The following is a 21,743-nucleotide window of genomic DNA, read 5'->3' on the forward strand; positions in this document are numbered from 1 at the left end:
GCCGCCCTTTGTTTTATGTTGAAAATTACTCCTACCAGAAGATAGAGTAAAGGGCCACTACAATACCGGTAACTATCAATGCACCAGCTGTAAAGGCACGGGATGTTTTAAACATAGATGCGTCAATTTCCAGGCCATTGGTTTTAATACCACGGGCACCATCAATTTTAGAGATGATATACATACCAACAATACAAATGATGAATACAAAGCCCATGCGGTCAAGGAATGGTATCTCATAAAGCTGGGTAACCTTATCGTCCTGTAACGCCAGTTTCGAGAAGCCATAAGGCGACAGGAAGCTCAGATCGGCAAAACGTGGCAATAGTTTAAAGAAACATGACATGATAAACCCACCTACGGTTGCGAACATAGCTGCGTTCGAAGTCGCTTTTTTCCAGAAGAAACCCAGGATGAACATGGCAAAAATACCCGGTGATACAAAGCCAGTATATTCCTGAATGTACTGGAAGCCTTGTTTACCTTCGCCCATCAGCGCTTTACCAATCAGTTCTGATAACAGGATACCTAATACCATAGCTACCACAACAGACCATTTACCTAAATTAACCAGCTTTTTGTCATCTGCCGCCGGATTAATGGCCTTTTTGTAGATATCCAGCGTAAATATGGTGGCTATACTATTTGCTTTACCGGCTAATGAAGCTACAATAGCAGCTGTTAAAGCAGCAAATGAAAGCCCTTTTAAGCCCGATGGCAATAAGTTTAATAAGGATGGATAAGCTTTATTAGGATCTAATACCCCTGATGAGCTCATCATTTCCTGGTGGAACATACCTTTTTGGTATAACAAGTAGGCTGCGATACCCGGCAATACCACAATCACTGGCATCAGTAATTTGAGGAATGCCGCGAAAAGGATACCACCACGGGCGGTTTTCAAATTCGCGCCCAAGGCCCGTTGTGTGATGTATTGATTACAACCCCAATAGTTCAGGTTAGTGATCCACATACCACCAATTAGCACCGATAAACCCGGTAAGTCCATATAATTCGGGTTATCCTTCTTGAAGATCATGTGGAAATGATCGGTAGCCTCAGAATGGAGTATTTTAAATCCGTTTAATAATCCTGTTGTACCTTCTTTTTCACTTAATAGCGTTAATGCAAGGTAAGTAGCCATTAAACCTCCTAAAATAAGCACTGCTACCTGAATAACGTCGGTGTAGCCAATAACCTTCATCCCACCAAGAGTGATGATAACAGAGAATATGGCCAGCAACCAGATACATAAATGAATATCCAGACCAGATATCCCACTGATAGCCAGGGCGCCCAGGTATAGTATCGACATCAGGTTAACTACGATGTAAAGTAACAGCCAGAATATAGCCATCACCATTGCTACCGTGCCATTATACCGCTGGTGCAGGAACTGTGGCATGGTGAATATCTTATTTTTAAGATATACCGGAATAAAGAATACCGCTACAATGACCAGTGTAATTGCGGCCATCCACTCGTATGTTGATATGGCCAACCCCATCTTGAATGCCGATCCGCTGGTTCCAATAAACTGCTCGGCAGATATATTGGAAGCGATCAGTGATGCACCGATAGCCCACCAGGTTAGCGACCCTTCGGCCAAAAAGTAATCTTTTGAAGTGGCATCGGCGTTATGTTTACGCTTATATACCCACCAGCCATAACTGGCGACTATTACAAAGTAGATCAAAAATACAGCATAATCGCCATACGAGAGGGTTTTCAGGTTCATTGTTTTGGTTAAGTTGGTTTAATATGTTAGATTGACAATTATAAACTATATATAGCGATTTATCAAATTTTCTAAATATTCTTGTTTGCCGCTTATGGTTTTAGGCTCACCATTAGCGATGGCATAGTTACGCAAATCCTCTAAAGATAACTTTCCTGTTTCAAAATCGTTACCAGAACCGGTATCAAATGAAGCATATCTTTCTTTCCGGATCTTTTTATAATCTGATTTTTGCAAAATGTTATCGGCAGTAACCAAAGCGCGTGCAAAAATGTCCATACCACCAATGTGCGCATAGAACAGATCGGCCGGATCGGTTGAGTTACGACGGATCTTGGCATCAAAATTTATACCGCCCCCCTGGAAACCACCTGCTTCCAGGATGATCAGCATACATTCGGTTACCTCGTTAATGTCGTTCGGAAACTGGTCGGTATCCCATCCGTTCTGGTTGTCGCCGCGGTTGGCATCCATCGAACCTAATAATCCCGAATCGGCAGCTACCTGCAGTTCATGCTGGAAAGTATGGCCTGCCAATGTAGCGTGATTCACCTCCAAATTCAGTTTAAAATCATTGATCAGATCATATTTCTGCAAAAAGCCCAATACTGTAGCCGCATCAAAATCATACTGGTGTTTGGTTGGTTCGCAAGGTTTTGGCTCAATAAAGAAAGCTCCTTTAAAGCCTTGTTTACGGGCATAATCTTTAGCTGTATGTAAAAAACGGGCAAAATGCTCCTGCTCACGTTTCATGTCGGTGTTCAGCAAGCTCATATAGCCTTCACGTCCACCCCAGAAAACATAGTTCTCACCGCCTAAAGCAATCGTAGCATCAATAGCAGCTTTAACCTGCGCGCCTGCGTGTGCCAGCACATGAAAATCGGGATTGGTGGAAGCGCCATTCATATACCTTTTGTGGCTGAACAGGTTTGAAGTTCCCCAAAGCAGTTTTACACCGCTTGCGGCTTGTTTTTGTTTGGCATACTCTACCAAAGCCTGTAAACGCCTGTCGTTTTCATTTACATCATTACCGTAATCAACCACGTCTACATCATGAAAACAGTAGTATGGCAGGTTCATTTTGGTGATGAACTCAAAAGCGGCGTCCATTTTATCTTTGGCACGGTCAACCGCATCGGCTTTTGCATCCCATGGGAATACGTGGGTTGGACCGCCAAATGGATCGGCACCTGTACCGCAGAACGAATGCCAGTAGGCACAGGCAAAACGCAAGTGGTCTTTCATGGATTTGCCGGCCACTACCCTATCCGCATCATACCACCTAAAAGCCAGTGGATTATCTGATTGCGTTCCTTCAAACTTGATCTGTCCTATTTCTTTAAAAAACTGTTTTTCTCCGGTTACGATGCTCATATTTTTAATTATTGGATTATTGATTTAGTGAATTTGGGAGTATTTTAATTTTGACTTATTGATCTGTTGTTTTTTAGCTTTTGGTTTTATGCCTTCAGCTTTAAGCTTAGCAATTCCTTCCATTCCTGGTATACGGGTTCAAATTGCTGGGTTGATGGTTCAATGAGTTGGATTGGCTTAGCATTACTGAATGCTTCGGTTGGCGATTTGTATATGCCTGCACCGATACCTGCGCCTAAGGCTGCACCAACGCTGCCGTCGTTATTATATAGTTCAACAGGCACTCCTGTGGCATTTACAAATGTTTCGGTAAACAGTTCGCTCAGGAACAGGTTGCTTTTACCTGCACGGATCACCGTTGGGTTCATGCCATTGCTGCGCATAATATCCAGTCCATAACGGAACGCGCTGGCTATCCCTTCTTGCACTGCACGGAAAATATGTGCCTGTGTATGCAGGTTCAGGTCGATATTTTGAATATGCGCACCTACTTGCTTGTTGTTCAGCATGCGTTCAGCACCGTTGCCAAAAGGTAATATCTGTAAGCCATCGCTTCCCAACGGGGCTTTTTTAGCTTCGTTATTCATTTGGGTGTAGGTTAAGCCGGCACCAAAATTGTATTTGGCCCATCGATATAAGCTGCCAGTGCCATTAATGCACAAAAGCACTCCCAGGCGTTTTTGCTGTTCGGCATAGTTAACATGGGCAAAAGTATTGATGCGCGATTGCTGGTCGTAGGTTAATTCATCACTTACGCCGTATATCACACCCGAAGTACCTGCAGTAGCCGCCACCTCACCCGGGTTAAGCACATTTAAGGACAGGGCATTATTAGGCTGATCGCCTGATTTATAGGCTACCGGGATACCCGCTTTCAGTTTTAATTTTTGTGCTACTGCGGTCGATAAGGTACCGTGTGATGAGAACACCGGGTTGATTACCGGGAAAAGACTTTCATCAAAACCAAAATAGTTCAGGATCTCTTTGGAGATACCATTGGTTTTGAAATCAAAAAATACGCCTTCTGATAATGCCGATACCGATGTGGTGATTTCGCCTGTAAGCTTCATCGCTATATAGTCGCCGGGCAGCATGATCTTGTCTATCTTTCTGTATATTTCGGGCTCATTCTCCTTTACCCAGGCCAGTTTTGAGGCCGTAAAATTACCGGGCGAATTGAGCAGGTGCGATAAACAATGTTCCTCACCTATGGCAGCAAAGGCTTTATCGCCTATTTCTACCGCGCGGCTATCGCACCAGATAATACTATCGCGCAATACATTTTGGTCTTTATCCACCAAAACCAGACCGTGCATCTGGTAGGCAATACCAATAGCGGCTATATCAGCAGGATCATAGGCTTTTTTTGCATGACAGCGTTCCAGGGCTTGTTGCGCCTGCTCCCACCACATTTGCGGCGATTGTTCGGCCCAGCCGGGATGTAAAGCTTTAATGGGCGACTCTTCATCCGGATATTGCGCCGAGGATAATATATTTTGAGTGGCCGCGTCAACAACGCTCACTTTAACCGATGACGTACCTATATCGATGCCTAATAGCAACATATTTCAGATGGTTATGACGTGAATAATTAGGTTGTGTTTATTTTTTGGTAACTTAACGAGACGAAATTAAATAAATATTTGAAATTGCAATCGATTGCGTGAAATATTTTTTCCAACTTGCACTTTGTAATGAAGAAAGTAAAACGTACCACCATTTATGATATTGCCGAAAAGCTGGGCATTACCGCTTCTTCTGTTTCCAGAGCGCTGAATAACAGCAACCAGGTTAACGAAAAAACAAAGGAGTTGATCATTAAAACAGCCGATGAATTAAACTATAAGCGTAATACACTGGCCTCCAACCTACGCAAAGGACAATCCAAAACCATTGGTGTGGTGATACCCCGTATTAATCAGAACTTTTTCTCGAATGTAATTGCCGGCATTGAGGAAGTTACCTATCAGAAAGGTTATAGCCTGATCATTTGCCAGTCGGACGAAGATCATGACAAAGAGATCCAGTGCGTAAATACGCTGATTAACCAGCATGTAGATTGTATTGTGATATCGGTATCGGCCGATGGCAATGATTATCAGCACCTGCAAAATGTATTGGATCACGGTATCCAGTTGATCCAGGTTGACCGCGTGGCTGAAGAACTGGAAACACTGAAGGTGATCAATGATAACGTTCAGGCTTCGTACGAGGCTGTTTCGCACCTCATAGAAGGCGGTTATAAAAGAATAGCCCTGCTGGAAGGCCCTCAAAACCTGAGCATTTTTAAACAGCGCAAGGAAGGCTATCTAAAAGCATTCAAAGCATATAATGTGCCGGTAATAGAAGAATTGATTGTAGAAAATGCCTGGACAAAAGAACTGGGCGCCGAAGGAACACGCAAACTGCTAAGCCTGCCTCACCCTCCGGATGCCATATTTGCTTCTACATCTGATTTCTCGGCACTGGGTGTTCTGGATGTGGCCAATGCCATGGGTATTAAAGTACCATCGCAACTGGGTATATGCGGTTACGCCAACGAAAGTTTCTCGGAGATCACCAGTCCTTCCATTACCACGATCGATCAGTTTAGCGTTTATATGGGTAATACGGTGGCCAATTTATTTTTCCAGGAAATAGGCAATAACGATACTATCACCAAGCCTAAGATCATCAGTATTAAGCCGGAACTGATTATCAGGGGATCTACAAAACGGAACGGGTAAGCACCCCTCTAAATCTCCCCAAAGGGGAGACTTTTAAAATCCTGCTAACTTCAGTATAGTGTTTTGATTAGCTACCACGCAAATCAAAGCCCTCTCCTTTGGAGAGGGTTGGGTGAGGTTTACTAAATTTTACGCACTAATACAACACGTTACACTTAAAAAGTATATTTTATATTTAATATCAATTAGCAAATCTCCGCGAATTTGTTACATTATAGCTTTAAATTCAGCCATTATTTAGTATTACTTATATGGATGATTTTATTGCAGCAAGGTCGCAAATGGCCTTATCGTTAGGTTTTCATATCATATACTCCTGCATTGGTATGGTGATGCCTGTTTTTATGGCCATATCGCATTACAAATGGATCAAAACCAAGGATCAGGTTTACAAAAACATTACTGTGGCCTGGAGTAAGGGCGTAGCCATATTTTTTGCTACAGGTGCCGTGTCGGGTACTATGTTGTCTTTTGAATTAGGCTTACTTTGGCCGGGTTTTATGAAACATGCCGGTCCCATCTTCGGTATGCCTTTTTCCTTAGAAGGTGTGGCCTTTTTTATTGAGGCGATAGCGCTGGGCTTTTTCCTATACGGCTGGAATCGGCTCAATACCTGGTTTCATTGGGTTACAGGTATTGTAGTGGGCATAAGTGGTATTGCATCGGGTATATTGGTAGTATCGGCCAACTCCTGGATGAATAGCCCATCAGGCTTTGATTTTATGAATGGCAAGTACCTGAATATCGATCCGCTGAAAGCCATGTTTAATGAAGCCTGGTTCTCCGAAGCCCTGCACATGACTATAGCCGCATTTTCGGCCACGGGTTTCGCTGTTGCCGGGATTCATGCGCTTATGATCTATCGCAACCGCAATGTACATTTTCATAGCAAAGCCTTTAAAATAGCCATTATTTTCGGCGCCGCGGCAGCCATTTTACAACCGCTAAGCGGCGACATATCCGCCAAAGGCGCTGCGAAAAGGCAACCTGCCAAGCTGGCTGCCATGGAAGCCTACTTCCATACGCAGGAATATGCACCCCTGGTTATCGGCGGCATACCTGATACAGCGGCAAAAAAAGTAAATTATGGTATTGAAATACCCGGCTTATTGAGCTTCCTGGTACACGATAATTTTAAGCAGCAGGTTAACGGTTTGGATAAGATTCCTGTTAAAAACCAGCCTCCCATAGCCGTTACCCATTATGCCTTCCAGATTATGGTTGGTTTTGGCATGCTGATGATGCTGATCGGGGTATTATATTTTATTGCTTTGTGGAAAAAAAAGAGCTGGTTTAATAAAGGATGGTTCCTGAAAATGTTTATCTGGGCCACGCCTGCCGGTTTTATTGCCTTAGAGGCCGGGTGGACGGTTACCGAAGTCGGTCGCCAGCCCTGGATCATACAAGGCGTTATGCGCACCAGTGAGGCTGTTACGCCCATGCCGGGGATCCAGTACTCCTTTTACCTGTTCACTTTTATTTATTTCACACTGAGCGTATTTGTTATCTTCCTGCTGAAAAGACAGATACAAATGGTGCCCGAATTGTATGACCGTTAAGCCCATAAAGATATGTTATACGTAGTTATTTTGTTTTTATTTGCGGCCATCACGCTCTACTTTCTGTTAGGCGGAGCCGATTTTGGCGCGGGGATCATTGAACTTTTTACCTCGAACGATAATAAACAGCGGACCCGCAAAACCAGTTACCAGGCTATTGGCCCTATATGGGAGGCTAACCACATGTGGCTGATCATTACCGTAGTGATCCTGTTTGTAGGTTTCCCAACCATTTACAGCGAAATGTGCGTTTACCTGCATATCCCTTTACTCATCATGCTGCTGGGTATTACAGCCCGGGGAACGGCATTCGCTTTCCGCAATTATGATGCTATCAAAGACGAGAAAACGCAGGGGTTTTATAACCATATATTTGTTTACTCCAGCTTTGTTACACCCATGTTCCTGGGCATCATCGCGGGTAGCGCCTTATCTGGTCAGATAGATCCAACGGCCAAAACTTTTGCAGGGGCCTATATTTTCAGCTGGCTCAACTGGTTTTCGGTTTCGGTTGGTCTTTTTACCGTAGCCCTCTGTGGTTTCCTGGCTGCCATTTACCTCATAGGTGAATGCACCGAAGTATACGATATCAAACGTTTTATAAAAAAGGCCAAAGCTATGAACATAGCTGCCGTAGTACTGGGTGCCCAGGTATTTTTAGCATCCTACTTTGAACATGTGCATTTGGCCGATTGGATATTTGGTAACCTGTTAAGCTTAGCCGCTGTTATCGCGGCTACCCTGTCGCTGGTGTTATTATGGTTTATTATCTCCGACAAAAAGAATAAACAATGGATCAGGGTACTGGCCGCATTCCAGGTAAGTATGATCTTGATATCGGTTGGGCATACCCGCTTCCCGCGTTTTGTGATCTTTAAGGATGGCAGCTCCATGTCGCTGCTTACCGATCATGCTACCGGCAAATCTATCGACGACCTGGGTGTAGGACTGCTTGTAGGTAGTTTATTTATATTACCCGCGCTTGGGTATTTGTATTATAGTTTTAAAAAGAAAGATAACGGACAGACAGCAGAGCACTAACCGCTGATTTTGATGATTTTGTTGATTTCGCTGATTCCTTGGAATTTTGATTTACATCATAGACACCCAATCAATATCAGCGAAATCAACGTAATCATAGCCCATCAACGGTCTATCGCTGAAATATCTCCGGATACTTACGGATAAAATAAACTGGTGTACAACTCCAGGCATGGCAGTAGCTGTTTACCGGGTAAAAGTTATAAGGCGATTTTAGCTCATCGTTCGGATCATATACTTCCCAAAAAGTATCGGCTCCTTTTTTGACCATGCCACCCCAATAGTTTTGCAGTGCTTCTTTTGCCTCGACTTTTAAACCACTTTCAATTAAGGCAGCTATGTAGTAATGAAACATATATGGCGCCCCGGGATGTACCGCGTCCTTAACGGTTGACAACGCTTTTAAAGCCGTTTGTGCTTCTTGTTTAGAGGCTACCCCGCTCAATATCATCCAGGCTTGTGAACCGTAGGAGATCTGTTTATTCACCCCGCTTACAAACAAGCCCGATTTTGGATCATACAGATTTTTATATGCGGCTGCTTTTAATTTTCTGGCTAATGATGGTATGTCATCTACTTCGTTTTCTTTGCCCAGTAATTTGGCCAATGCGTAGGTTTGGTTCAGTGCGTAAATAGATAGTCCCTGTAAACAGGCCTGTTTATCTAAACCATCCTTCCAGTCAAAAAACACCCACCACTCTTTACCGGCTTTCTGATAATCTATCATACCATCCTGACCAGCATACTTACGGATAATATCCAGCTGTTTTTTGGCGACAGGCCACAAGTCCAGGCCTGTTTGCTTATCGTCGGTAGCGGCAACATATTCTTTCAGGGCTACACCGTACAATAAACAATAATCCAATAAACGGCTGCCAGCCTGTGCATGGGGCTCGGGATTTTCAAATACATTGGCGAGCAAAACACCATCATCGGCAGATAAGCCAGCCAGCAGATAAAGACAACGACGGGTAAGCTGGTTATTCTGGTACGAAAACTGATTAGCTAATGATTCCAGATACAGGTCACCTATCCAAAGCCGGCGGTCACGTTTGGGGCCATCCTCATACACCGTTTGCATACATTCTTTTAAAGTGGCCAACCCCACGCGATCAATATCTGCAATCAATTTCGGGGTGGTTGCCGCTAATAGCGGGGGTTTAAAAGCTACGGATGAAGTTGCTTTAAACACCATACTGCTGATATGGAAATCAAAATTCGGCGAAGCACCCAATAATTCAATCTTCACAAAACGACAGGCCACCCGGCGCGGTATGGTAATATCGGCAGGCATTTCGGTTACTGTAACCGTTTCATCCTGCAACCAGGCCCGGCTGAGGGTACCTTTATAAGGATCAAAGGGTACGGCTACCTCTGAGGGCACTTCCCCAAAGGTAAATTTCAATCTCGCGGGCCCGTCGGGTGTTCCTTTCAGGGATTTTATCGAGAAGGTGAAATATCCGGTAAGATGTTCGCCAAAGTCAACAACAACGCCGCTTTGCGTTTTGAACGATGTATTATACAGTTTGCCCACGCTATCTGTATTTATAGCTTTCCAGCCCTGAAAAGCCGCGGGGTCTTTCTCTAACCGAACCAGACTTACCGGTTGCTTTTCGGTTTCAATGAGTTTAGGCTTGTTATCCTCTGCTTTTTTGAGCCAATCCTGCCGGTAAGATTGGTAAGGATCTTGTGCCTTTACGCTGTTCGCAAAAACCGCGATAAAAAAAACCGGCAAAAGAAAAGATTTTGGATTAAGTAAGTTTAATACCATAGGGGAATAGTTTAAGTTTTCAGGACCCCGGTAACTAACTGTACCGAAGATGGTTAATTGGTTAAATCAAGATAAATATATACATTTTCCAAACCATCCCCTACCATCTTTTTAATGAATAAAATACAATTGTGTAATATTACATTTGTGCTGTTTCAATTATAACTTGTGAAGAATTATCTGAAAATATTATCGATAGACGAATACTCTATCACGCCCAAATACCTGCAGCTATCCAACGCGATCATCAGAGGTATTGAAAGCGGTGATATTGTTAAGGATGATATGCTTCCCTCCATCAATGACCTGAGCTTTGCTCTGGATACCTCCCGTAATACCATTGAGCGGGTTTATAAGGAATTAAAGGATAAAGGCATTGTAAGTTCGGTACCTGGAAAAGGTTTCTTTATCTCCAACACCGATTTTCAGAAACCGATTAAGATATTCCTGCTATTCAATAAACTGAGCGCGCACAAAAAGATCATCTACGACGCCTTTGTTGCCACCATTGGCGAGCAGGCTACTGTCGATTTTTACATCTATAACAACGATTTTCATTTTTTTAAAAAGATCATCACAGAAAGCGTTCAAAACGATTATGCCAAGTATATCATCATCCCACATTTTCTGGACAATGAAGCCAAGGCACATGAGATCATCAATACGATACCCAAGGATAAACTGATCCTGCTGGATAACCTGGTACCTGGAGTAAGCGGAAAATTCGCGGCGATATACGAAAACTTTGCCTCTGACGTGTACGAGGCCTTGAAAAAGCTATTGGACAAGCTGACTAATTACCATACCATCAAATTGATATTCCCGGGTAAAACCTATCATTCCAAAGAGATCATGAAGGGTTTTTTAAATTTTTGCCGGCAGTATGCTTTTGAATATGCTGTGGTCGATTCCTTATCGGCAGAAACCATCCAGCCGCAAACGGTTTATATCAGCCTGATGGAAGATGACCTGGTTGAATTGATCAAAAAGATCATTGCATCCGATCTTAAAGTAGCCAGAGACGTGGGTGTTATATCTTATAATGAAACCGCGCTTAAAGAAATTATTCTGGATGGCATCACCACCATATCAACCGATTTTAAGCTGATGGGCAGTAAGGCGGCGGAATTTGCCCTGATTAATTGTCACGAACACTTTGCCGTGCCATTTCATGTTACCGTGAGGAGTTCGTTATAAATTACGGTGGTGACTTTTTAGATAAAAGCCGTTAACCATAAATGATTAACAGCTTTTACAATCCTGAATATTCAACAAAAACGATCTCTTTTATTTACGATTGAATAAATGCCAAAAGATCTTTGTTGATAGTTGCAGCTTCTGTTGCCGGCATTCCATGAGGGAAGCCCGGATAAGAGATCAGTTTTCCATTTTTCAAAAGCTTTACCGCTTTTGCTCCCGAAATAGGAAATGGAACAATCTGGTCATCTTCACCATGCAGAACAAGCACAGGAATATCCACACTTTTAAGATCTTCTGTAAAATCAGTTTCAGAAAAAGCCTTAATACCGTCATGATGCGCTTTTACTCCGCCCATCATTCCCTGGCGCCACCAATTATCTCTGATCCCTTGCGATATTTTTGCCCCTTCACGGTTATAACCATAAAATGGGATTGTAAAATCCTCAAAGTATTGAGCCCTGTTGAATGCCGTACCTTCACGTATTTCATCAAATATAGCCATAGGGACACCATCAGGATTGGTCGCAGATTGTACCATGATCGGTGTAACCGCGCTGATCAGCACCACTTTGGCTACACGGCCTTTTCCCAAATTAGCAGCGTAATGGATGGCTTCGCCACCACCGGTAGAATGACCAATATGTATAGCATCTCTCAGATCTAATGCCTCGGTTACTGCTGCCACATCCGCTGCATAGGTATCCATATCATGACCTTCCGAAACCTGACTCGATCTTCCGTGGCCGCGGCGATCATGAGCGATAACCCGGTATCCTTTTTTCAGGAAAAACATCATCTGCGCGTCCCAGTCATCACCAGACAAAGGCCAGCCATGATGAAAAAAAAGTGGTTGCCCGGTTCCCCAGTCTTTGTAATAAATTTCTGTTCCGTCTTTTACTGTGATCTTGCTCATTTTTTGTTGATTATGATAATAAATAAATTTTGGAAATGTGCCTCTGTTTTGAATAGAGTGATAGTGGATAGAAAATCCCTTATTACCGCATTACAAATGATTTTGGGCATGGTTAAATACTAAATTGTACGCACAAATCGGGGTTAAAACCCAAGCCGGTTAAAGAACTAAAATTAGGGAATAAAAGTGTTGATTTTTTAAATCGACCGATCAAAAACCATTCGAAATTTATGAACATTCGTTAAACGCTTTTTAATCAGGGAGAAAATAATTTCGAGATGACCAATCAAAGCTTTTCCTAAAAAGAAAGCTTTAAAATTAAAAGAAAAATTGCCATTCTAAAAAACGAAGGAATCTTTAACGGGATTGACTGTCTTCCCAAAGACTCTTCATCATTGTTCAGAATGGCTAGTTATACAAGGTGAAGTAATTAGTTTAATGTTCTAATTTTGATATTCCTGAAAAAAGCTTCGTTACCATGATCCTGTAATAGCAGGTGACCTTCTTTTGCTTCACCAAAGTTTTTCCAGATGGTGTATTTACTGATAGCTACCAGATCGCGGAACTCTTTAGAGCCGCGCTCGTACTCCAGCACTTTAACGCCGTTCAGGTAATGCTCTACATGGTTATTAGGGTAAACCACAATCCTGCCGATGTTCCAGCTGCCTATCGGGTGTACAAAACGTTCCTGTTTATTGGCTTTGATAAGGTCATATAACGAGGCCAGGGTACGGTCACCGTCACGACCAAGTTTGGCATCCGGGTGCAGTTTATCATCCAACACCTGGTATTCCAGTCCAATGGCCGAGCCTTTAGTTACTTCAGACAGGGTTACAAAATATTTAACCCCGCTATTGGCGCCGGGCGTTAATTTAAATTCAAACGAAAGATCAAAAGCGCTATATTGATCGTTGGTCACAATATCGCCACCGCCTGATTCCTCTTTTCCGGCAGATGGCAGCACGTGCATGGTTCCATCTTTATACTCCCATCCCATAGTTGGAAAGGTTTTTAAAGTAGCCCCGCGCCAGCCCGTGTTGGTTTTACCATCATACAATAGTTTCCAGCCGGCTGCTTTTTCGGCAGGAGTAATGCTGTTTGGCTGCAGATTTACTACATAGATATCCTTCGGGAATGGTGTACGTTTTAAATTGGTGGTTTGCAGCTTAAAATTTTTAAAATATACTTTTTTACCGGCCTGCTCCTCTTTACTTACCGCATGTACCTGTAGGCCGATGAAACCTTTACTATCAATAGTGTCAACTACATCGGCAATAGGAATACCATTGATCCAGGTTTTCATTTCATTACCGATACATTCAATTTTGATATGATTAAACTCGCCTACTTTAAAAGCATCTTTTGCCTTAGCGTTCAAATCAAGCGGGTAAAGCCAGTCTCTTCGGCCTTCATCATAAATACCACCTGTCCATTTACGGTCAGACGGATCAATTTCAAACTGGCGGCCGTAAACTTTTCCCTTGCCTTCATGGCCTGTAGGGTCATAATGACTACGGGTTTGCACACCTGAATTACTCAGCTTGCTTTCTATTTTAGTGTCCAGTTCTAATATAAAATCACCATACTCTTTCTCGGTTACTAAAAATGAATTGCCCGAGTTTAAAACTGTAGTACCTACTATCTGACCGTCTTCTACTTTATAATCGGCAGTACCGGCCAGGCGTTTCCAGCCTTTTAGGGTTTTACCATCAAATAGAGCGTTTTGGGCACGACAGGTAACAGGCAGTAAGGCAGCCACAGCAAACAAGGCTATGGCCGGGTAGATGATTTTCTTCATGTGTAATATTATATTGGTTTTTTATTTTGGATAGTTTTAAGTCCCGCACACTCCGGAAAAGATTAACCGAATTTATACATTTAATTCCCAGCCTTTTTCATACTCCCGGCTCCATAATTTGGTGGCTTCCGGGTCGTTTAAGATATGTCCATTTGATGGATCTACGTGCAACACCCTGTCAACCCGGTATGATATATTACCCAATTGAGGCAATAATGTCGACTTGAACCCAGTTTCAATCGGGCAGTTTAAAGCAGTTTTGCCCCTTATAGCGTCGATAAAGTTCTGCATGTGCAAGCCATCCAGCGCTTCGGTAGGGCTTACTTTGTTGTTAGCATCAACCTTGGTATCGTCTTTAACATCCTTTACCAGTTTGTTATCGCCATCATAAACCTGGTAACCATTGCCGCCACCATAAAATAAGGTTCCTTTATCACCATAAAATATCACTCCCCTGCCTATCTTTTCAATTCCAAACCCGTTGCAGCTGCGGCTTTCCCACTCGGCAGCGGTATTGTTGGGGAAGTTGTATAGGATATTTTGCGTATCAGGTGTTTGCCAATCATCATTAAAATGGAAACGACCACCAGTAGAAACCACCTTATTCGGAAAATCAACACCCAGCCCCCAGCGGATCACATCCAGTTCATGGGTACCATTATTCAAAGCCTCACCTGTTCCCCAGTTCCAAAGCCAGTGCCAGTTATAATGGATCAGGTTATCGCGATAAGCAACACGCGGTGCCGGGCCCTGCCAAAGGTCATAGTTCAGGTTTTCAGGTACGGCTACTTCCTTACCATACCCCATGCTTGGCCGATGGTTAGTATACCAGCCTTTGGCATAATAAGCCCGACCGATAACTCCTTCATGCAGTTCCTTCACCAGAGCCTGCACATTAGTAAATGAACGGCGCTGGCTACCCATTTGCACCAATTTATTGTACTTTTTGGATGCAGCAACCGCCATTTCGCCCTCATGCGGGTTATGGCTGCAAGGTTTTTCTACATAAACATGTTTACCCGCCTGACAGGCCATAATGGTGGCCGGGGCATGCCAGTGATCAGGCGCGGCAATCACAACCGCGTCAATTTCCTTGATCTCGAGCATTTTACGGATATCGGTAATGCCCTGTGGTTTTTTACCGGTAATTTTGAATATCTCATTAATGGTTTTTTCAACCACCTTGGAGTCCACATCACATATATATCCTATTTCAACGTTAGGTATACGGGCAAAGCTTTGAGCCAGGTAAAGCCCGCGGCTATTGGTTCCCATCATCCCTAACACTACCTTATCATTTGGCGACCCTGTAAAAACCCCCGCTTTTGATAGCTCGGGTGTAAGCAGGAAGCAGGTACCTGCTAATGAAGTTGTCTGGATGAACTTTCTACGGCTAATCATATCTAAAATCGGTTAATTGGTTTATACCCTATTACTTGCGTAAGCAAATATGGCAAATTACCTAAGTTTTAGAAAGCATTTAAAGAAAATGAACAACTTTTTTTCAAAATGGCCTGTAACTTAACTGTGACTTAAAACAGCCTCTAAAACAATCATTTAAAGAAAAGGCCAAAACATAGCAGGCTGGATCGGGAGTCAGCTTTAGGTTTAAGTTAAATATATTATCAAAATATTTAACGGATAGAGTAAAAAATGATGCCCGGTACAAAACTTTTTAAAGTTTTATTTTAACACTTTTTAGGACAAAAACCGGGGCTAAATGGCTCAAAAGCTGCTCAAAATTCACTCAAAACCATCGGTTTTAACACTTTTTAACAAATCACCGACAGGATTTATTGGATTTAAAAAGATTTACAAAATTGGTTATCAAATAACTACATACCAAATGGCCGGTTTTTGGGCAGTATTTCTCTTTAACAAAACAGCCCGATTTTCCTTTTTGCAAGAAAAACCGGGCTGTTGTATATACAAATATACGCATTTAAGTCCGGAGTTTTAAGTCATCGGCCTAAAGCACTATGCGTATTTTTTAAATTAAACCCTGTATCGAAAATACATCCAGTTTGGAATTTTGGAAATTGCGGACGCGCTTATACACGCCATTCCCGTTGCTGCTGCCATCGTTATTGGTATTACCTTCAATGGTTTCAAACACATCGCCATTAACAGCGGTAATAATGCCGGTATGTATCCAGTCGTAAGTAGTTTTTTCCAGCAGGAATATATCACCCGGCTTTACGATCGATGGATTACTGCGCACAGCAGCGTAACGACTCAGGATACCTTTTTGAATCCCCGTGGTGGCGACGGTATCGCAACTATAAGACAAAGGCATCAGCGTACGAAAATCTTTACCGAGCTGACTGGCGGCCTGATCTAAAATGGTTTGCACAAAGCCCATGCACCAAAACCATGGCGTACCCTCCATACCATCCATATAACTGCGTACCCAGGGGCCGCTGTTACTCTGCCCTTTAATGGTGAGTTCAAAAGGTGCATTATTAAGATGCTGAAAGGCGGTGTTTACTACCAAAGTGCGCAAATCAGTACCAACTACAACACCCGTAAAGGCGTTTAGCATTGGTCTTGATAATTCGGTAAAAAGGGCAATATCAGCAATACCTGTTTGCGGTAAACTTTTGGCTAGTTGAAAGGCATTCACCGCGGCCTGCGTAGCCGGACCAAAATCACCGTCGATACCGGTAGCAGTACCTGCCGATGGGTTCACCATAGCGTATAAGTTAAGCCAGCTTTGTACCTTCATTACATCTTTTACGGTATTGGTGCTTCCGCCCCTTTGCTGGGTGCCCGTTATAACTATTTCTTTCAGGTATTGCTTTTTAACCATCGCCGTTATAGATTTAAAGTGATAAGGTTTAGGTTTGATCCCTATTATTTTTAAAAGCCCGTTAAACAGCTATTAAACAGGAACTATTTACTGCATAAAATTAAACCATATCCCATAATTTTATACAGGTAATTATACCCTATTGCATACGTAATTTTACGCATAAAGTTACCTGCAGGGCATACAAATAGAAAGTCTTTGTCCTTGATGGAAAACCCAGTTGCTTTTTAATAATAATACGGGCATCAAAAACTACAATTTTATTTTGGGCGTTGATGTTAAGCAACTCTTACAAACGTCTTTATGAATTTCGACATTGACAAGCAAACACTAAATGATTTGGCCATATTTCAAAACAACAATTCCCGCCAATCAGTATATAGTCTTTTCGGCCACACCCATACAATTGGTGGTAACGAAGCGTTGCAAGACATGTTCAACAAACCACTCAGCAATCCTATTCACATTAAAGAAAGATTGGAAGTGTTTTTGTATATGGAGGAGCACGATATTAAAATCAGCTTCAATAGAAACGATTATGACTTTGTAGAATTTTATTTAAAAAAACATGATCATGCTCAACCATTTTCAGTTATAACCGGGTTTCTGAAAAAAATCATATATGCTTTTAAGTTCAATGATCATGATTATTACGTAATTCAAACCGGAATAGAAAGTACGCTATCGATATTGGATAGCTTAATAAAATTCGCTGATACATTACAGGGCCATCTGCCTAAAAAAATACAGGAATTCCGCACCGTTATTTTAAATACTTTCCAACCGGCAGAATTTGCATGGCTAAAACAGTTGATCCAAAAACCCCATCGCAGTGCTACAGAGATAGCGAAAGCCGACCGCTTTTTCAGACAACTGGCTTATGAGCGAATGAAGATTTTGTTAAATGTTGCTTATCAATTAGATGTTTATCAATCTGTTGGTGAAAGTGGTAAGACACTCGGTTTCACATTTCCTGTAGTTAATGAAAATAACGCAACGGGATTAATTATAAAGGGCTTATTCCATCCGTTTATTGTCCATGCTAAAAGCAACGACATCGAATTTAGTCCCGATAAAAATGTTTGTTTTATTACGGGCACCAATATGGCGGGAAAATCATCCCTGCTTAAATCAATTGGAATTGCAATCTATTTATCGCAATTAGGCTTCCCGGTGCCTGCGAAAAGTATGATGACTCCTGCATTTAAAGGGTTGATTACAACCATAAACTTAGCCGACGATGTAGAGCAGGGACATAGCCACTTTTATAAAGAAGTATTACGGGTTAAGCATGTGGCCGAAAAATTAAATCAGTCAAAAGGTATTTTCGTTATTTTCGACGAACTGTTCAGAGGGACAAATGTTAAAGATGCCTATGATGCCTCGTTGGCCATAATAGCTGCCTTTGCCGAAGTAAAAACCTGCTTTTTTGTAGTTTCTACCCATATTATTGAGGTTGCGCATGAATTATCAGCCATTGAAAATATCAATTTTCGATATATGGAACCATTTTTGAAGATACCAACCCGGTAAATACTTATAAACTTAAAGAAGGCATTACCGAAGAACGATTAGGAATGTGGATTGTAAAAAATGAACGGATTGTGGAAATCATAAAAAACGCTTTAAAACCCTAGTATTGCTTAGGTATTCATTAATGACGCTAATTAATTATTGGATTCCCCAATTAGGCTTATTCGTAATAACCTTTTATTACCATTACCGCTCCTCATACTCCCCGATGAGTTTTTGGGTAGCCCGGTTACGCCAGGCAGTGATCAGTAATTCTTTCAGATCATCGGGTGATACGGTTTCGAGCCGCACCAGCATGTACTTGTAGTTCCGGTAATGATCTGTTATAAAAAAGGTATGCGAGTCGGCGGCCATCCATTTCTCCCGTTCAAGGGTATGCAGAGCTACCAGTTCATCTTTTAGCTTCACATTGGCCATTATTTTTTTATTTACATAAAACGCAGGGTCCTCAAAGTGCATTTTTTCGGTTACTCCCGGCAGCGGTAGTAAGGTAGCGCGCATAAACTGCATAAAGGTGAGCATGTCTGTAGCCATGATAATGAGTCAAGATGCTAGAGTCAAGAACCAAGAATATCATATCTATAAAAAAGCTGACATTTTTATCTTCAGCATTCTTTTTCTTGATTCCTGGTTCTTGACTCTTGGTTCTTAATTAATACTTTACCGGCAACGGATTTAACGTTGTGTTCTGGCGTTGGTGCCAGTACGGATATATTGGATCAACTTCACTGGCGGTATCCAGCTTTTTAACCTGTTCTGTGGTCAGGTTCCAGCCAATGGCGGCCAGGTTTTGTTTTAGCTGTTCTTCATTGCGGGCACCTATCACCAGGTTAGCCACAGTTGGTCTTTGTAACAGCCAGTTTAATGATACCTGCGCAACCGATTTACCGGTTTCTTCAGCAACTTCATCCAGTGCGTCAACAATATTATATAGGTGTTCAAAATTGGTTGCAGGTCCATGGCTGCCGCCTTGTACCGTTCTGGAATTTTCCGGAATAGGCTGCCCTCTTCTAAATTTACCACTTAACTGCCCCGATGCCAGCGGGCTCCAAACTATGGTACTCACTTTTTGATCAATACCCAATGGCATCAGCTCCCACTCAAACTCGCGGTTGAGTAAGGAATAATAAGCCTGATGTGCCACATACCTGCTCCAGCCATAACGCTCAGATACCGACAGGGACTTCATCAAGTGCCAGCCCGAAAAGTTAGAGGCCGCTATATAACGGATCTTACCACTGGTTACCAGATCGTCAAGGGCACGCAAGGTTTCCTCAACGGGTGTGGTACCATCAAAACCGTGCATATGGTAAACATCAATATGATCGGTATTTAAGCGGCGCAAACTGGCTTCGCATTGCTGTATCAGATGATAACGGGATGAACCATAATCGTTGGCGCCATCGCCCATGGTAAAAGTAGCTTTTGACGAAATAAGTACCCGGTTGCGTAAACCTTCTAACGCCTGACCTAATATTTCTTCCGATAACCCACGCGAGTAAACGTTAGCCGTATCAAAAAAATTAACGCCCGCATCAAGGCAAAGGTTGATCAGTTTTTTAGCCTCCTCCACCTGCGTGCTTCCCCAGGCTTTAAAAAATTCGTTACCGCCGCCAAAAGTGGCCGTTCCAAAACTCAATACGGGTACTTTTAATCCCGATGCTCCTAATTGTCTGTATTCCATAGTGTGGTATTTTTTGATGTAACGCGGAAAAAGATGCAAGAATTAAGAGTCAAGAATCAAGACAATTGAAAAAGGATCAAGCATGCAGTTAACCCGTTATCGTTTTTCTTCTTGACTCTTGATTCTAATATCTTGATTCTTCTTCCTTAACTCTTAACAAAGCTAAAACTTATGTGTTTCGACATTAAGTTTTACGCATCATTCATTTGTCATTTGTAGTTATGATTTGCCACAATCCGGAACAACTCTAAATAAGAAATAGCCCATTTACAGATAGCGCCATGTGTTAACTTTGGCAAAAAATTAACACATGGAGAAAACCAGACTTACCATTAATAATAACGGCTCTGTAAAAGTTGACGGAGATTTTGAAATAGTTGATGCGCAAGGCAATGTATACGGTTTACAAGGCCGTACAGTATTATCAATTTGCCGCTGCGGCCTGTCGGCTAACAAACCATTTTGTGATGGCTCGCACAAAGGTCATTTTGAGCATGATGCCATAGCATTTGATCTGCCGCCTAAAAAGGTTTAAGCAGCAGTATATAAACATTTATAAAAGCTCTGGGTATAAAACCCAGGGCTTTTCATTTGATACCTGCTTTACCGGATTTTTTACAGATTTTTGAGTCATATACTGATGCGTTATTTTTTCCATATAGGTTACCACGGCACAAAATACAGTGGCTGGCAAAAACACGCCGGTGTTAACAGTATTCAATTGGTTTTAGAAACCACACTGAGCAAAATATTTAAACATACCGTTGCTATTGTCGGCTGCGGTCGCACTGATGCGCATGTACACGCGAGTCAGTTTTTTTTTCATGTTGATTTGGAGCACGAGTGGGATTTCGACCTGTTTTTCAGGCTCAATAAAATATTACCTGATGATATAGCCCTGTTTGACATTATCCCTATGCAGGGCCTGCCGCATGCCCGCTTTGATGCCGTACAACGCGCCTATGATTATTTTATCCATACCTATAAAGATCCATTCTTAAGCGGGTTCAGTTCACTGTATCCCGAAACAAACCTGGATATCGATGCCATGAAAAGGGCTACAACACTGCTGCCTTTGTATGATGATTACCGGGCGTTCTGTAAAATGCCCGACAGGATTGATCATACCATTTGCAGGGTATCATCGGCCGGTTTATTTGTTGATCAAAGCGGCGACAGGCTCCGGTTCCATATATCCGCGAACAGGTTTTTGAGTAAAATGATCAGGATCATTGTTGGCCGCCTGCTGGATATTGGTCGTGGAGATATGAGTGTTGATGAATTTGAACATTATCTGGTCAGTAAACAAACGCCCCAGATTATTATACCGGCCCACCCGCAGGGCTTATATCTTTCAAAAGTCACCTATCCATATCTTGACCTTGCCCCACGCACAAACTTTTCGGGTATGCTATTTTGATTATGCTGGCGTAGAGTAGACTTACCCGGTCTGCGCTTCGCTGGACACCCCTCTCTTCGCCTGCGGTGGAAAGAGGGATCAAGCATTCTTTTGTCTTTGCTCCTTTGTCCTTCCATCCTTGCTCCTTCTATCCTTGCTCTTTTATCTATAATTCATCTTTATAAAAATATGAGCAGT

18 protein-coding genes are annotated in these 21,743 nt (G+C 42.4%); 8 read left to right on the forward strand and 10 right to left on the reverse strand.

Going from position 1 to position 21,743, the window contains the following annotated elements:
• Positions 1-31 precede the first annotated feature (31 nt).
• The 3 genes from BW976_RS03155 to BW976_RS03165 form a co-directional block, all read right to left on the reverse strand.
• On the reverse strand, positions 32-1,732 hold the full coding sequence (locus BW976_RS03155; protein ID WP_076370655.1) for a sodium/sugar symporter: 1,701 nt from the start codon (positions 1,730-1,732) through the stop codon (positions 32-34).
• A gap of 51 nt (positions 1,733-1,783) precedes the next feature.
• Entirely contained in the window at positions 1,784-3,112 is a 1,329-nt protein-coding gene (gene xylA / locus BW976_RS03160) for a xylose isomerase (RefSeq protein ID WP_076370273.1), read from the reverse strand.
• Positions 3,113-3,198: 86 nt separating this feature from the next.
• Positions 3,199-4,677: a xylulokinase gene (locus BW976_RS03165; RefSeq protein WP_076370275.1), complete on the reverse strand. Its 1,479-nt coding sequence runs from the start codon at positions 4,675-4,677 to the stop codon at positions 3,199-3,201.
• 129 nt (positions 4,678-4,806) lie between these two features.
• On the opposite strand from BW976_RS03165, the gene BW976_RS03170 reads away from it, so the two are divergent.
• From BW976_RS03170 to BW976_RS03180, 3 genes are all read left to right on the forward strand, one after another.
• Positions 4,807-5,838 (forward strand): LacI family DNA-binding transcriptional regulator, encoded by a 1,032-nt coding sequence (locus BW976_RS03170; protein ID WP_076370277.1) that lies wholly within the window; start codon positions 4,807-4,809, stop codon positions 5,836-5,838.
• 251 nt (positions 5,839-6,089) lie between these two features.
• A complete protein-coding gene (locus BW976_RS03175) occupies positions 6,090-7,397 on the forward strand; it encodes a cytochrome ubiquinol oxidase subunit I (RefSeq protein WP_076370279.1) in 1,308 nt (435 codons plus the stop codon).
• A gap of 12 nt (positions 7,398-7,409) precedes the next feature.
• Positions 7,410-8,438: a cytochrome d ubiquinol oxidase subunit II gene (locus BW976_RS03180; RefSeq protein WP_076370281.1), complete on the forward strand. Its 1,029-nt coding sequence runs from the start codon at positions 7,410-7,412 to the stop codon at positions 8,436-8,438.
• Positions 8,439-8,550: 112 nt separating this feature from the next.
• Here the strand turns inward: BW976_RS03180 and BW976_RS03185 are convergent, their stop codons facing one another.
• Entirely contained in the window at positions 8,551-10,209 is a 1,659-nt protein-coding gene (locus BW976_RS03185; protein WP_076370283.1) for an alpha-L-rhamnosidase-related protein, read from the reverse strand.
• A 168-nt stretch (positions 10,210-10,377) separates the two neighbouring features.
• Between BW976_RS03185 and BW976_RS03190 the strand changes: the two genes are divergently transcribed.
• Entirely contained in the window at positions 10,378-11,406 is a 1,029-nt protein-coding gene (locus BW976_RS03190; RefSeq protein ID WP_076370285.1) for a GntR family transcriptional regulator, read from the forward strand.
• 94 nt (positions 11,407-11,500) lie between these two features.
• Here BW976_RS03190 and BW976_RS03195 read toward each other — a convergent pair whose 3' ends face one another.
• The 3 genes from BW976_RS03195 to BW976_RS03205 form a co-directional block, all read right to left on the reverse strand.
• On the reverse strand, positions 11,501-12,322 hold the full coding sequence (locus BW976_RS03195) for an alpha/beta fold hydrolase (RefSeq protein ID WP_076370287.1): 822 nt from the start codon (positions 12,320-12,322) through the stop codon (positions 11,501-11,503).
• A 430-nt stretch (positions 12,323-12,752) separates the two neighbouring features.
• Positions 12,753-14,120, reverse strand: coding sequence for a 3-keto-disaccharide hydrolase (locus BW976_RS03200; RefSeq protein WP_076370289.1), 1,368 nt, complete (start codon positions 14,118-14,120; stop codon positions 12,753-12,755).
• A gap of 72 nt (positions 14,121-14,192) precedes the next feature.
• Positions 14,193-15,521, reverse strand: coding sequence for a Gfo/Idh/MocA family protein (locus tag BW976_RS03205; RefSeq protein WP_076370291.1), 1,329 nt, complete (start codon positions 15,519-15,521; stop codon positions 14,193-14,195).
• A 319-nt stretch (positions 15,522-15,840) separates the two neighbouring features.
• On the opposite strand from BW976_RS03205, the gene BW976_RS03210 reads away from it, so the two are divergent.
• Positions 15,841-16,080, forward strand: coding sequence for a hypothetical protein (locus BW976_RS03210; protein ID WP_076370293.1), 240 nt, complete (start codon positions 15,841-15,843; stop codon positions 16,078-16,080).
• A gap of 30 nt (positions 16,081-16,110) precedes the next feature.
• On the opposite strand, the gene BW976_RS03215 is transcribed toward BW976_RS03210, so the two are convergent.
• Entirely contained in the window at positions 16,111-16,929 is an 819-nt protein-coding gene (locus BW976_RS03215; RefSeq protein WP_076370295.1) for a peptidoglycan-binding protein, read from the reverse strand.
• 303 nt (positions 16,930-17,232) lie between these two features.
• On the opposite strand from BW976_RS03215, the gene BW976_RS03220 reads away from it, so the two are divergent.
• Positions 17,233-18,462: a MutS-related protein gene (locus BW976_RS03220; protein ID WP_084192042.1), complete on the forward strand. Its 1,230-nt coding sequence runs from the start codon at positions 17,233-17,235 to the stop codon at positions 18,460-18,462.
• 186 nt (positions 18,463-18,648) lie between these two features.
• Here the strand turns inward: BW976_RS03220 and BW976_RS03225 are convergent, their stop codons facing one another.
• A complete protein-coding gene (locus tag BW976_RS03225) occupies positions 18,649-18,996 on the reverse strand; it encodes an MmcQ/YjbR family DNA-binding protein (protein ID WP_084192043.1) in 348 nt (115 codons plus the stop codon).
• Between the two features lie 118 nt (positions 18,997-19,114).
• Positions 19,115-20,146 (reverse strand): aldo/keto reductase, encoded by a 1,032-nt coding sequence (locus BW976_RS03230; protein WP_076370297.1) that lies wholly within the window; start codon positions 20,144-20,146, stop codon positions 19,115-19,117.
• A 310-nt stretch (positions 20,147-20,456) separates the two neighbouring features.
• On the opposite strand from BW976_RS03230, the gene BW976_RS03235 reads away from it, so the two are divergent.
• Together BW976_RS03235 and BW976_RS03240 are read left to right on the forward strand one after the other, a co-directional pair.
• Positions 20,457-20,681: a CDGSH iron-sulfur domain-containing protein gene (locus BW976_RS03235; protein WP_076370299.1), complete on the forward strand. Its 225-nt coding sequence runs from the start codon at positions 20,457-20,459 to the stop codon at positions 20,679-20,681.
• 105 nt (positions 20,682-20,786) lie between these two features.
• Complete coding sequence (locus BW976_RS03240) at positions 20,787-21,566, forward strand: tRNA pseudouridine synthase A (protein ID WP_076370301.1); 780 nt, start codon at positions 20,787-20,789, stop codon at positions 21,564-21,566.
• Positions 21,567-21,743 lie beyond the last annotated feature (177 nt).

This window comes from Mucilaginibacter lappiensis, assembly GCF_900155965.1.
GTDB lineage: Bacteria > Bacteroidota > Bacteroidia > Sphingobacteriales > Sphingobacteriaceae > Mucilaginibacter > Mucilaginibacter lappiensis.